Source organism: Azonexus hydrophilus (genome assembly GCF_905120355.1).
Lineage (GTDB): Bacteria > Pseudomonadota > Gammaproteobacteria > Burkholderiales > Rhodocyclaceae > Azonexus.
The window spans coordinates 169,719-182,706 of sequence record NZ_CAJHOB010000004.1 but is presented as its reverse complement, the minus strand read 5'-3'; the positions used below and the strand labels follow the sequence as shown (position 1 = coordinate 182,706).

The 12,988-nt window shown below is 58.6% G+C and carries 10 protein-coding genes and 1 pseudogene; 3 read left to right on the top strand and 8 right to left on the bottom strand.

Features of this window, described 5'->3' with window-relative positions; translation table 11 throughout:
• Positions 1-71: 71 nt before the first annotated feature.
• The 5 genes from JYJ39_RS04670 to acs form a co-directional block, all read right to left on the bottom strand.
• On the bottom strand, positions 72-2,249 hold the full coding sequence (locus JYJ39_RS04670; protein ID WP_205202452.1) for a 3'-5' exonuclease: 2,178 nt from the start codon (positions 2,247-2,249) through the stop codon (positions 72-74).
• A gap of 55 nt (positions 2,250-2,304) precedes the next feature.
• Positions 2,305-2,673: a response regulator transcription factor gene (locus tag JYJ39_RS04665; protein ID WP_205202450.1), complete on the bottom strand. Its 369-nt coding sequence runs from the start codon at positions 2,671-2,673 to the stop codon at positions 2,305-2,307.
• 14 nt (positions 2,674-2,687) lie between these two features.
• Entirely contained in the window at positions 2,688-5,402 is a 2,715-nt protein-coding gene (locus JYJ39_RS04660) for a sensor histidine kinase (RefSeq protein WP_205202449.1), read from the bottom strand.
• Positions 5,402-5,596, bottom strand: coding sequence for a hypothetical protein (locus JYJ39_RS04655; protein WP_205202448.1), 195 nt, complete (start codon positions 5,594-5,596; stop codon positions 5,402-5,404). Before JYJ39_RS04655 ends, JYJ39_RS04660 begins: the two co-directional genes overlap by 1 nt.
• Positions 5,597-5,719: 123 nt before the next feature.
• Positions 5,720-7,684: an acetate--CoA ligase gene (acs, locus tag JYJ39_RS04650; protein ID WP_205202447.1), complete on the bottom strand. Its 1,965-nt coding sequence runs from the start codon at positions 7,682-7,684 to the stop codon at positions 5,720-5,722.
• 332 nt (positions 7,685-8,016) lie between these two features.
• Between acs and JYJ39_RS04645 the strand changes: the two genes are divergently transcribed.
• Positions 8,017-8,550 carry a TIGR00645 family protein gene (locus tag JYJ39_RS04645; RefSeq protein WP_205202446.1) on the top strand — a complete coding sequence of 178 codons (534 nt, stop codon included), beginning with the start codon at positions 8,017-8,019 and terminating at the stop codon, positions 8,548-8,550.
• A gap of 14 nt (positions 8,551-8,564) precedes the next feature.
• A complete protein-coding gene (locus tag JYJ39_RS04640) occupies positions 8,565-10,097 on the top strand; it encodes a fumarate hydratase (protein WP_205202445.1) in 1,533 nt (510 codons plus the stop codon).
• A 145-nt stretch (positions 10,098-10,242) separates the two neighbouring features.
• On the opposite strand, the pseudogene JYJ39_RS04635 reads toward JYJ39_RS04640, so the two are convergent.
• A pseudogene (locus JYJ39_RS04635) lies at positions 10,243-10,473 on the bottom strand (isocitrate lyase); the annotation flags it as partial.
• Positions 10,474-10,711: 238 nt separating this feature from the next.
• Positions 10,712-11,896 carry a tyrosine-type recombinase/integrase gene (locus JYJ39_RS04630; protein ID WP_205202444.1) on the bottom strand — a complete coding sequence of 395 codons (1,185 nt, stop codon included), beginning with the start codon at positions 11,894-11,896 and terminating at the stop codon, positions 10,712-10,714.
• A 421-nt stretch (positions 11,897-12,317) separates the two neighbouring features.
• On the opposite strand from JYJ39_RS04630, the gene JYJ39_RS04625 reads away from it, so the two are divergent.
• Positions 12,318-12,572, top strand: coding sequence for a hypothetical protein (locus tag JYJ39_RS04625; RefSeq protein ID WP_205202442.1), 255 nt, complete (start codon positions 12,318-12,320; stop codon positions 12,570-12,572).
• 39 nt (positions 12,573-12,611) lie between these two features.
• Here JYJ39_RS04625 and JYJ39_RS04620 read toward each other — a convergent pair whose 3' ends face one another.
• A complete protein-coding gene (locus JYJ39_RS04620) occupies positions 12,612-12,944 on the bottom strand; it encodes a hypothetical protein (RefSeq protein WP_205202440.1) in 333 nt (110 codons plus the stop codon).
• Between the last annotated feature and the right edge of the window lie 44 nt (positions 12,945-12,988).

Genomic DNA, 12,988 nt, shown 5'->3' with positions numbered 1-12,988 from the left:
GTACTCACGAAAATCCCCTTATTGTTCAAGTCATGGCGAATGCCCCGGGTTGCATCCCGGTTGTAGTCATTTCAATATTTGACGCGCGCGAAATAAGTTTTTTCGGCTGCCTCCAAGGCCTGCCGAACAGTAACGATGCCCTGCTCCTCCAGCAACGGCAGCAGCTTGAGGAAGACTTCGCCGGTGGCCAGGGCATCCTCCAGTGCGTTGTGCCGCGTACCGATCTGGATGCCCAGACGCTCCAGGATCACATCCAGCTTGTGCGACTCCTGATTCGGATGCACCACTGCTGACAGCAGCAAGGTATCCAGCACCGGCTGCGTAAAGCGAACCCCGGTGCGCTCCTCCTTCAATTGCAGAAAGCGCATGTCGAAAGCGGCGTTATGCGCAATCAGCACGGTTTCTTCACAGAAGGCATGAAACGCCGGCAGCACCACATCGATATTGGGTTGCCCGCGCACCATGTCGTCGCTGATGCCATGAATGGGAATACCCTGCGGCGGAATCGGCCCTTCCGGATCAACCAGTTGATTGAAGGTTTCCTGCCGCAGCAGGCGATTATTGACAATGCGGGCGGCACCGATCTGGATGATTTCATCGCCCCGGGACGGCTCCAGGCCGGTGGTTTCGGTATCAAAAACGGTGTAGGCCAGTTCCGACAGCTTGCGGTCCAGATCGATCGACTTGTCTTCGAACTTGAACAAGTCGAAATCGTAGTATTCAGGCCGGCCAGTGGCCCGCCGTTCCTCGGCCAATTCGACCCCCGGAGTGGACAGCGGCAGGACGAAACGGAAATAGGCGCGATGCGCGGCGCGCTCGCGCTGGTACCAGATTTCGCCACCATGCCGATCAATCACATCGCGCAGCGACAAGGCGGAGGTTTCGCCCAGCGCCTGCATGTTTTCCATTTCCCAGGAATAGAAGGTTTCCGAAGACACCGCCTGCCCCACCCAGATTGCATCGAGATACACGAGTTTGCCTTCGCAACTGGTTCGGAAACGCAGATCGCGGATCTGGTAATGATCGAGCAGGCGCTCGGCAATGAAGGTCAGCGCAAAAACCAGCGAGTAACTATCCGCCTTGATCCACAGGCTTTCATCGACATCCTCGATGCGCGCGACCAGATCGAGCTTGCTCTCGATACGCCGCTGGGCCGCCGCGATGATATCGATGGCCAGCACATCTTCCAGCGGCCAGCGGGTTTTCGACGAATCGGAAAACTCGCTCATGGTCTCATCCAGGCGCCGGCTCATCTGCGCCGCCTCGTCATCGACCACCTTGACGAAACGCTCGCGCAACTCGGCATCCATGTCCGGATAGTCGATCAGGTTCGCCACCGCAGCCCGGATGCTGCCCAGCGCCGCCCGACTGCCCTCGGTCAGCGCATGCAGCGCCTGATCGCGGCGCGCTTCCTCTTCCAGGGCGCGGGTGATGTTGTCCACCGTCAGCACATATCCGGTCATCGCCCGCTCGCCTTCCTCGGCGCCGCCAGCAAATACCGGCACCATCTGGATGCGCAGCAGCTGCCCACCCAGCGTGGTGGTGACAAAATTGGCCAGCGGATTCTGGTGTTTGGCCAGACGCTGGTGGATGATTTCTCGCGCATGCTCGACCTGGCTTTTTTCCAGGATGGAGAAAATGGAGCGTCCCAGGCCGATCAAGGTGCCTCCGCTGACCGAGGTCAGCCCCGGCGACAAGGGGGTTGCACCCTGCGACAAGGCCTTGAATTGCAGACGGGCACGATTGTTGTAGAGCAGGATGCGGCCATCGAGATTGCACACCACGACAGCTTGCGCCAGTTCCGACATGAGCGCCGCTAGCCGGTTCTTCTCTTCCTCGATGGAGGCATTGGCCTGGGCGATACGTGTCTCCACATCGTCGAGCAAGGCATCGCGCTGCGCCGCCAGATCGTTGGCTGCTTTCGCCAGTTGCTCGACTTCGGGCGGCCCCTCCTGCTTGACGCGGAAGTTGCGGTTGGCCGCCAGCATCATGTGCAACTGCTCTGCCATGCCGAGCAGACCCTCCACATACTGCTTGAACAGCTTGTGCAACACGACCACACCCACCACGAAGCCAAACAGGGTCATGGAAATGCCCACCGGCAGATGCGGCAGCAGGAGATCGAGTAATTTCTGGTGCTCGATCTCTTCCATCCCGACCCAGACCAGCAGTACGGTGATCAGGAAAGGTCCGGTCATCAACAGACCGAGCACGGCAATGGCGAGCAGGAAACGTGCTTTAGCTTTCATGGGTTCTGCAGGAAAGAAAAAAAGGGGGAAGGATTCGGCGTACGTAGTACAAACCTCACGCCGCCAGCACCTCGCGGATGCGGGCGATCAGATCCTTGGTGGAGAATGGCTTGGTCATGTAGGCATCCGCTCCCAGAGCCAGTCCCTTGGCCATTTCCGTATCACGCCCCTTGGCGGTGAGCATGATGATTTTCAGGCCACTGCGCGCAGGGTCGGCACGCAGGGCTTCGCACACCTCGAAGCCGGATTTTTTCGGCATCATCACATCAAGCAGAATCAGATCGGGCGAAAATTCGGCCACCTTGGCCAGCGCCTCCTCGCCATCGGCAGCCACGGCAACCGTAAAACCTTCTTTCTTGACGAGAAATTCCAGAGAAATGACGATATTGGGTTCGTCATCGACGATCAGTACTTTTTTTGACATTCTTTTTTAGTCTCCTATCGTTGTGCATCCGATCCCTGTGCTGGAATCGTGAAAATGAAGGTGGCACCAGCCCCCGGCGCACTTTCGACCGAAAGCTTACCACCAAAGTGTTCGACGATCTGCCGGCTGATCGGCAGGCCCAGACCGGTACCTTGCGGCTTGTTCGTCAGGGTGTTGCCGCCCTGGCGGAATTTCTCGAAAACGCTGCGGCACTCTTCCTCTGTCAGCCCCGGGCCATTGTCTGCCACCGCGACCCGCACCATGCCATCAGCAACGCTCACACTGACGCTGACTGCGCCCGTCGTGGCGGGCACAAACTTGACCGCATTCGACAACAGATTCACCACCACCTGCATCAGGCGATCCCGATCAGCCAGCACCGGCGGCACAGCGGCAGCAATATCCGGTGTCAGCCGCACGTCCTTGTCGCGGAACAAGGGTTCCAGCGCTGCCACGCTTTCAGCAACGACGGCATCCACCTGCACCACCCCAGTCACCCACTCCGCCCGTCCCGATTCGAGTTTGGCCATGTCCAGCACCTGGTTGATGAGCCGGGTCAGACGTTCGGTTTCGCTGACGATGATGGCCAGGAAACGGGTACGCTGAGCCGGTTCCAGTTCCGGATCTTCGTGCAGCATTTCCGACAGGGCGCGGATGGAAGTCAGTGGTGTGCGTAATTCGTGCGTCACGGTGGAGATGAAATCGTCTTTCATCCGATCCAACTCGCGCAGGCGTTCATTCGCAGCACGCAAGTCGCTGGTTGCCGCTTCCAGCGCCCGCTGCTTGTCCTCCAGTTCACGGCTGTAGGCACGAATCTGGCTGGCTTCATCAAGAATCTCGAACACCTCCTCCAGCCCCAGATCCTCCTCCCGCACCACGCTCGCCACCATGGCGCGTGCGCTGGCCGAGCCGATGGCGCCCGCCAGTTCATTTTCGGCAAAGGCAACACACTGCGCATCCGCCGGCAGATCAAGCCAATCGGATACACCACGACTCTGCGCATACAGGCGCAACTGCGCACTGGCGCGTTGCGGTCCGAGAAATCGCTCCAGCAACCTGGCCACTTCGGAGAGTGAAGCATTCCCTCGCCAGGGGCGGCTATCCGGCAGCTGCCAGCTGTGGCGGAACACATCGACAAAGGCTTCGGCCTGCCGCGCTTCCATGGCATCGGCCCGGGTCAGCAGCGACACCAGCACATAGGCCAGACCGTTCGCCAGCAAACTCCACCACAGGCAGTGCGAAATCTCATCAAGGCCGGTCAAACCGAGCATGGCCTGCGCCCGCAACAGCTCGAAGCCAAACAGGCCAGCGGTCAGAAAATGATCGTCAATCCAGCCGGATTTGGCGAAGGCCGGCAGGAGCAATGTATATAGCCAGACCGAGAATCCTGCCAGCAAGCCGGCCAGGGCGCCGGCGCGCGTCCCCTGCTTCCAGTACATGCCGCCAAACAAGGCCGGCGCAAATTGCGCCACCGCCGCGAAGGAAATCAGACCGATCCCGACCAGCGCATGCGCCTCGCCTGCCGCCTTGAAATAGACATAACCCAGCAGCAGAACCAGCACGATGGCCAGGCGCCGAATGCCGATCAGCACGCCGGAGAGATCCGGATGCCGCTCGTGTTGCAGCCAATGAGAACGCAGCAGGATAGGCATCACCAGGTCATTGCAGATCATGGTGGATAGCGCGATGGTTTCGACAATCACCATACCGGTGGCTGCTGACAGACCGCCGATGAATACGAACAACGCCAGCGCCTTCGCATTTTCAGCCAGCGGCAGGGTCAGCACGAAGACATCAGGATTCACCGCGCTGCCAAAATGCAGCAGTCCCCCCAGCGCCACCGGCAGCACGAAAATATTGATCAGCAGCAGATACAGCGGAAACAGCCAGAGCGCCCGTTTCAGGTGCGATTCATCCACATTTTCCACCACCAGCACCTGAAACTGGCGCGGCAGAAAAATGATGGCAAATGCCGACAGCACGATCATCGCCACCCAGGTACTGGCTTGCGGCGTATCAGGCGCCAGCAGCGAGCGCAACTGCGGGTGAGCTGCCGCCCGCGTGAAAATATCGCTAAAACCGTCGTACATGCCGTAGGTCACAAACAGGCCCACCGCCAGGAAAGCCAGCAGTTTGACCAACGACTCGAAAGCCACCGCAGCCACCATGCCTTCGTGACGCTCGGTGGCATCAAGGTGCCGGGTACCAAACAGGATGGTGAAGGCAGCAAGCACTGCGGCGACCAGCAAGGTGGAATCGATGCCCGCCAGACGCACCCCCTGACCAGGCTGATCGACCAGAACTTCGAGACTGGCCGCCACCGCTTTCAACTGCAAGGCGATGTAGGGCACCACACCGATGACCGCGATCACCGTCACCAGGCCGGCCAACAAGGCACTCTTGCCATAGCGGGCAGCGATGAAATCGGCAATGCTGGTGATGCGCTGCGCCTTGGCGATGCGCAGCATCTTGACCAGAACGCCAACACACAGAAGCATCAGGGTCGGGCCGAGATAGATGGTCAGGAAGGACAGCCCGCCCGAGGTGGCCCGGCCGACACTGCCAAAAAAGGTCCAGGAGGTGCAGAAGACGGCCAGCGACAAGGCATACACATTGGCTGAAATGATCGACCGGCCAGCATCCGCCCGCGCATCACCGTAGCGCGCGATGGCAAACAAAGTCCCCAGGTAGAGCACTGCCAGGAAAGTCACCAGCCAGCCGGAAAGCATCAGCGCCCCCGGCTTTCAGCGATCAACGCCGCCAGAACAATGACCCCGGCCCAGACCCCGAACAGGTACACAACCACCACCGGCCAGCCGGCCAGTGAGCCCTGCGCCAGGCCCAGCAGCGGATAAGTCAGCAGCGTGGCAGCAAACAGGCTCAGTGCCGTCAGGCGCTGGCGTGTCAGGCTGGTGCGTCGCATCACACTCCTCCTGAAAAAAATGGCTGGTACGCCAAGCGCACCAGCCATTTGGGCTTGCAGTCCGTCAGACCACATGGAACCGCTACATCGGCGGTTCCTCGTCTCCTCTCGCCCTGGTTATGCTTAGCCGCGCAGTTGCTCCAGGATGGCCGGATTTTCCAGCGTCGAGGTGTCCTGCGTCAGCTCTTCACCCTTGGCCAGGCCACGCAACAGACGGCGCATGATCTTGCCGGAACGGGTCTTCGGCAGGTTGTCACCGAAGCGGATGTCCTTCGGCTTGGCGATCGGCCCGATCTCCTTGCCCACCCAATCCTGCAATTCCTTGACCAATTTCTTGGTCGCTTCCGGATCGGTCGGGCGCTGGCCCTTGAGCACGACGAAGGCGACAATGGCTTCACCGGTCAGGTCGTCCGGGCGACCAACGACGGCAGCTTCGGCAACGAGCGGGTTAGCAACCAGCGCCGATTCGATTTCCATGGTGCCCATGCGGTGACCGGAAACGTTCAGCACGTCGTCGATACGGCCGGTGATGGTGAAGTAGCCGGTATCCTTGTCACGGATGGCGCCGTCACCTGCCAGATAGAGCTTGCCCTGGAAATCGGCCGGGAAGTAGGACTTCACGAAGCGCTCGTCGTCGTTCCAGATGGTACGGATCATCGACGGCCACGGCTTCTTGCACACCAGGATACCGCCCTGACCCCACGGCAGTTCGGCACCGGTCTCATCGACCACGGCGAACTGGATACCCGGGAACGGCAGGGTGCAGGAACCCGGCACCATCGGCGTGGCCCCCGGCAGCGGGGTGATCATGTGGCCACCGGTTTCGGTTTGCCAGAAGGTATCGACGATGGGGCAACGCGATCCGCCGACGTTTTCGTAGTACCAGGTCCATGCCGCCGGATTGATCGGCTCGCCCACCGAACCGAGGATGCGCAGGGAAGACAGGTTGAAGCTCTTCGGATGCACGGCGGCATCGGCTTCGGAAGCCTTGATCAGCGAACGGATGGCCGTTGGCGCGGTGTAGAAGATGGTGGCCTTGTGGTCCTGCACCATTTTCCAGAAGCGCCCGGCGTTGGGATAGGTCGGTACGCCTTCAAAGACGATTTCGGTCGCACCGCAGGCCAGCGGGCCATAGGTGATGTAGGTGTGACCGGTCACCCAGCCGATATCGGCGGTACACCAGAAGGTGTCGCTGTCCTTGATATCGAAGGTGTACTTCATCGTCATGATGGCGTGCAGCAGATAACCGCCGGTGGAGTGTTGCACCCCCTTCGGCTTGCCGGTGGAACCGGAGGTGTAGAGCAGGAACAGCGGATGCTCGGCCTCAACCCATTCCGGATCGCAGGTTTCCGGTTGGCCTTCCAGCCCTTCGTGCAGCCACGAATCACGCCCGGCCACCATGTTGATTTCTGCGCCGGTACGTTTGAAGACGATGACGTTCTTGGCCGACTCGCATCCCCCCAGCGCGAAGGCTTCGTCTGCGATGGGCTTGAGCGGGATGGACTTGCCGCCACGGAACTGGCCGTCGGCAGTAATCAGCATGACAGCACCAGCGTCGTTAATACGGTCGCGCAGGGATTGCGACGAGAAACCACCAAACACCACCGAGTGCGTCGCGCCGATACGAGCGCAGGCCTGCATCGCAACAATGCCTTCCACCGTCATCGGCAGGTAGATGACGACGCGGTCGCCTTTCTTGACCCCCTTGCTCTTGAGCAGGTTGGCCATTTTGCAGACCTTGACCAGCAGTTCCTTGTAGGTGACCTTGGTGACATCGCCATTATCGGCTTCGAAAATGATGGCAACCTTGTCGCCCTTGCCGGCCTCGACCTGACGATCCAGGCAGTTGTAGGAAACGTTCAGCTTGCCATCGGCAAACCACTTGTAGAACGGTGCGTTCGATTCGTCCAGCACCTGGGTAAACGGCTCTTTCCAGCTGATCAGCTCACGGGCGCGCTTGGCCCAGTACCCTTCGTAATCGGCTTCCGCTTCCGCGCACAGCGCCTTGTAGGCGTCCATCCCGGAAACCGCTGCGTTCTTCACGATCTCTTCGGACGGATAGTAGAACTGCACGGATTCATTCGACATATTTTTCTCCTCTGCGGTACTTCGCACGTGTGTTGAAACAAAAAAAATCGAACCGGGCGAACCCGGCTGTAATTGATAAGCGATGAACAAGCATAACCAAACCGCATACACCAGAAGCCTGACATCCTCCCAGGCCGGCGACGGAGTTCATTACACGATGATAATCTTACAAAGCCCTTACGAAATCACGCTGCGGCGCAGCATTGCAGCACCTGCAAACAGCCCGCTCCGCCCATGCTAAACTTGCCGCCCCTTTCGGCCCGTAGCAGCCCATTTTTCATAGCCTGCGACGATCCTTCCCGAGAATTCATTTCATCCACCTACAACTCCGCATGCAACCAACCAAACTGCTGCCCTCCTTCCTCTTTGCCAGCCGCTGGCTGCAAGCTCCGCTCTACTTCGGACTGGTCCTTGCCCAGGCTTTCTTCGTCTGGCAGTTCATGGTCGAACTAGGTCATCTTGCACATGGCTTCTTTGCTGACACACCACTGAGCGAAGCAGACGTCGTGCTCGTCGTACTTGGCCTGATCGACATCGTGATGATCGCCAACCTGCTCATCATGGTCATCGTCGGCGGTTATGAAACCTTCGTCTCACGCCTGCATCTGGACGAGCACCCCGACCAACCCGAATGGCTCAACCACGTCAATGCCGGCGTCCTCAAGATCAAGCTATCGACGGCGATCATCGGCATCTCGTCGATCCATCTCCTGAAAAATTTCATCAATGCCGGCAACCTGCCTGAGCACACCCTGCAATGGCAGGTGATCATCCATCTCGTATTCATCTTCTCGGCACTAGCCATGGCCTGGGTGGACAAGATCATGACCCAGACCCTCATTTTGCAGCACCAGCACGACCACTAAAACGGAGACCCTTTATGACCGCCATCAAGCAGGAAGACCTGATCCAGTCGATCGCCGATTCCTTCCAGTACATCAGCTACTACCACCCGCTCGATTACATCAAAGCCCTCGGCGAAGCCTACGAGCGCGAGGAATCACCGGCAGCCAAGGATGCCATCGCACAAATCCTGACCAATTCACGTATGGCCGCCGAAGGCCATCGCCCGATTTGCCAGGACACCGGCATCGGCGTCGTCTTCATCAAGGTGGGCATGCAGGTCACCTGGCCGGACGCCACGATGAGCGTGCAGGAAATGATCAATGAAGGCGTGCGCCGCGCCTACACCAACCCGGACAACCCCCTGCGCGCCTCGGTTCTGCTCGATCCAGCCGGCGCCCGCAAGAACTCGAAGGACAATACCCCGGCAGTGGTCCATTTCGAACTGGTTGAAGGCGACCACGTCGAAGTGATCTGCGCGGCCAAGGGCGGCGGCTCGGAGAATAAGTCCAAATTTTACGCACTGAACCCGTCCGACTCGATCGTCGACTGGGTTCTGAAGACAGTGCCCACCATGGGTGCGGGCTGGTGTCCACCGGGCATTCTCGGTATCGGCATCGGCGGCACTCCGGAAAAGGCCATGCTGCTGGCCAAGGAATCGCTGATGGCGCCGGTCGACATCCAGGATCTGATCGCCAAGCAGAAGTCGGGCGCGGAACTTTCACGCGTCGAACAGCTGCGCCTCGAACTTTACGAGAAGGTCAACGCGCTTGGCATCGGCGCCCAGGGCCTTGGCGGCCTGACCACCGTGCTCGACGTCAAGATCATGGACTATCCGACACACGCCGCCTCGCTGCCGGTGGCGATGATTCCGAACTGCGCCGCCACCCGCCACTGCCATTTCCACCTCGACGGCTCCGGCCCGGCCAAGCTTGAACCGCCGAAGCTGGAAGACTGGCCGGCAGTGACTTGGACGCCGGACCTCAAATCGGCAACCCGCGTCAACCTCGATACCCTGACCAAGGAAGAAGTCGCCGCCTGGAAGCCTGGCCAGAAGCTGCTCCTCAACGGCAAGCTGCTCACCGGCCGCGATGCAGCGCATAAGCGCATCGCCGACATGTTGGCCAAGGGCGAGAAACTGCCGGTCGATTTCACCAACCGCGTCATCTACTATGTCGGCCCGGTTGATCCGGTACGCGATGAAGTCGTCGGGCCGGCCGGCCCGACCACCGCCACGCGCATGGACAAGTTCACCCGCATGATGCTGGAGCAGACCGGCCTGATCTCGATGATCGGCAAGTCCGAGCGCGGTCCGGTCGCCATCGAGGCGATCAAGGACAACAAGTCGGCCTACCTGATGGCTGTCGGCGGCGCTGCCTACCTGGTCGCCAAGGCGATCAAGACGGCCAAGGTCGTCGGTTTCGCCGACCTTGGCATGGAAGCCATCTACGAGTTCGACGTCCAGGATATGCCGGTCACCGTCGCTGTCGATTCGGCCGGCACCAGTGTGCATGAAACCGGTCCGCAGGAATGGCAGATCAAAATCGGCAAGATCCCGGTCAAATCCTAAGCCGTACTCTCGCGTCACAGACAGCCGGCCCTTGCGAGGGCCGGTTTTTTATCTGCACCTCAGGCCTTCGGCACCGAATAAAAAAAACCGCCCCAATCGGGGCGGTCCTTGTTGCCACACTGCCGTGCGGTACGCTTAAAGCATCTTAGTGGAACTGCTCTTCTTCGGTCGAGCCGGTCAGGGCCTTCACGGAGGAGGAACCGCCCTGGATGACGGTGGTGACTTCGTCAAAGTAACCGGTACCGACTTCCTGCTGGTGCGACACGAAGGTGTAGCCCTGTTCGCGAGCGGCGAATTCCGGTTCCTGAACCATTTCAACGTAGTGCTTCATGCCTTCGCCGCGAGCATAGGCGTGGGCGAACTTGAAGGTGTTGAATCTTGGAGAGAAACGCGGAAACCCTTGCAGCACAACGAAATAGTTCGATTTTCTCTCGGCCATTACCTTGCCACCCACAGTATTTCAACGAGCTGACAGTATGTAGAGGTGCATCGGTACTGAGTGGAATTCCGGATTTTTCGGTTGGTGCCAAGCCGACACCCACCACCTACCCACTGGGTTGCAAAGCTGGGGAGGGGAAGAGGCTGACAAAGGGAGAATTTTGCCCAAGGTCACGCTACACCGGTGAAGATTTTGAGGTGGCCCAAACGTTTGCCATGGCATTGGCGGCAGTGTCAGCAGCAGCAAGCAAAGAATCGTCTGCCAAATGGGAGTACCGCTCTGTCGTCTTCAACTGCGTGTGTCCGAGAATCTTCGAGACCGTGTAGATGGGGATATTGGCCTGAACCAGCATGCTGGCGGCGGTATGTCGCAGATCGTGTATCCGAACATCTTCAAGCCCCGCGCGTTTGCGAGCAACATGCCAAGGCTCATACAGGGAGACATAGGGTTTCAGGGTTTTGGGATTGGGAATGACGAAAGGGCAGCCCCTCCATCGTGGAAGCTGCTTGAACATTTCCACCGCCTGTAGCGATAGAGGAATGTTCCGTGGCTTTCCAGATTTGGACAGCGGTACGTACAAAAGTCGGCGTTCCAGATCGACATATTCCCACCGAGCATCGAGCAATTCGCGCTTGCGGCAGCCGAGCAGCAACAGCAAGGGCACGATGTATCGCAGTTGGGGGTTCTCGCTCAGTTCCAACGCTTCCCTGAGTCGCTGAATTTCCTCGGGCGTCAGATACCGTTCCCGAGCATTGTTGACCTGAAACAATTGCACCTCGTTGGCTGGATTCGGGGTAGCACCCGGCACCTTCTGGCGGCGACACAGGTTGTAGATTGTCTTCATGAAGATTGGCAAGCGATTGGCAGTAGCCAGCGCATAGCCACTGTCACGCAAGGCAACATGCACCTCAGAAATTTTCTCCGGGGTGATCTCGTCCAAGTGCAAATGCCCCAAAGCTGGCAGCAGATGCTTGTGGAGGAAACTGAGGGTGGAACTGTAGTTGCGCCGATGCTGCTGAATGTTCGGGATGTATCGCTGCTCAACGACCTCTAGCAACGTCGGAATGGTGCGCAATACCTTTCGATCTTCGGCAGGGTTTTCACCCAATACAACACGAGAACGAAGTCGTTGAGCGACTTGCCGAGCTTTGTCGTAGGTCAGACTTTTCGCGTCACCGATCTTGTGCTGGCGCAATTTTCCACGGTCATCCCGATACCGCAGGTAATAGGTTTTGCCACCCGTATGTCGAACCTCCAGCATGAAGCCGGTGATCGCTTGGTCGTAGTAGTCAATCTTGCTTTTGGCGTCGGGACACTGCGCAGACCTGACGAAAGCTTGGTCCATGCTGACGATAGGCATGATCACTTCCTTTCATATTGCAATGTGAAATCCCAATGGATGCTGGCGCGATCGCATGGGCATGGGAAATTCAAAGGGGGTATGCCGTTCTCCCGTTGCCAGGGAGATGGCGGAGATTGTTCGTGGCCTGATAAATGTGGGGCACACGCCCGATACTCGACAAAGGAACGGGCGTTTGGCATCTACAGAGCCGCTGCGATATTGGATATGCATCGCTAGAGGGCTCCTTGGGAGCTTGCGCGAGCCACACATATGAGATCGGGTCGGCTTTGCATCACAGATTTCAGGATGCCTCGTCGGGGCGCTGCCGTTTGTGCGCGTCTGTAATACTTCTGTGCAAGTTCAAAACAGAATTTTGGGCAGCAAACCCAAGGCCGCTGCTGCGATTTGCTAACCGGCTGCGATGTTAGTGATCGATGAAATGAAGGATCGACGCCGGGTGATGCTGGATACAGATGAGGGGGTGGGGGTGTGTTCGGGGGCGGCGACGACGGGGCGCAGGGTGCTAGCGTCTTGGGCGCAGGTGGAGCGATTGGGCGGTGCCGATGGGGCAGGTGATGGCGTGACGCGTCGGGGTGCAGGTGGCACAGCGCTTGAGTGGGCGCAGGTGCAGGTGGGGGGAGGGGGGCAGCGGCGCCGCAAGGAGGAAATGGGATGGATTTCTCACACCCAGTGAGAAATTTGTTTCCCATTTCCGGACTTCTACATCTGAGCTTTACAAGACAATCCAATATTGCAAAGCGTTTGCACTATTTTTTGTAGGGCTCTTCCTTATAGGAAGGCGCTTTGTGTCGGTCCAGTGTGAGATCGTTTGTCCGATCTTGTTGGGCAGATGATCACCAGCGTTTTTGAAAATTTCCCAGACTTCTTCTCCGCATAATTCCTTGGCGGTGTAGGGGGTTGGTCGATTGGGTTCAAGAGAAGCTATTCGCGCAACGAGTATGTTGTGTAATTCCTCGAAAAATTGAGCGGATTCCGCTGAAATGTCTTTAGGTTCATTGTTGATGTGCTGATCAGGCGGCAGAGGTACTGCGTTCTTGTGGTGCATAATTTACTCCACTTGCTTTCAGTGCAGGTGCTACCCCCTCCCCC

Bases quoted from the DNA above. Each gene is read 5' to 3' on its own strand.
- JYJ39_RS04670 (WP_205202452.1), bottom strand. From the start codon at position 2,249: ATGAAAGCTAAAGCACGTTTCCTGCTCGCCATTGCCGTGCTCGGTCTG.
- JYJ39_RS04625 (WP_205202442.1), top strand. From the start codon at position 12,318: ATGAAGGATCGACGCCGGGTGATGCTGGATACAGATGAGGGGGTGGGG.
- JYJ39_RS04645 (WP_205202446.1), top strand. From the start codon at position 8,017: ATGCAACCAACCAAACTGCTGCCCTCCTTCCTCTTTGCCAGCCGCTGG.
- JYJ39_RS04655 (WP_205202448.1), bottom strand. From the start codon at position 5,596: ATGCGACGCACCAGCCTGACACGCCAGCGCCTGACGGCACTGAGCCTG.
- JYJ39_RS04630 (WP_205202444.1), bottom strand. From the start codon at position 11,896: ATGCCTATCGTCAGCATGGACCAAGCTTTCGTCAGGTCTGCGCAGTGT.
- JYJ39_RS04620 (WP_205202440.1), bottom strand. From the start codon at position 12,944: ATGCACCACAAGAACGCAGTACCTCTGCCGCCTGATCAGCACATCAAC.
- JYJ39_RS04665 (WP_205202450.1), bottom strand. From the start codon at position 2,673: ATGTCAAAAAAAGTACTGATCGTCGATGACGAACCCAATATCGTCATT.
- JYJ39_RS04660 (WP_205202449.1), bottom strand. From the start codon at position 5,402: ATGCTTTCCGGCTGGCTGGTGACTTTCCTGGCAGTGCTCTACCTGGGG.
- acs (WP_205202447.1), bottom strand. From the start codon at position 7,684: ATGTCGAATGAATCCGTGCAGTTCTACTATCCGTCCGAAGAGATCGTG.
- JYJ39_RS04640 (WP_205202445.1), top strand. From the start codon at position 8,565: ATGACCGCCATCAAGCAGGAAGACCTGATCCAGTCGATCGCCGATTCC.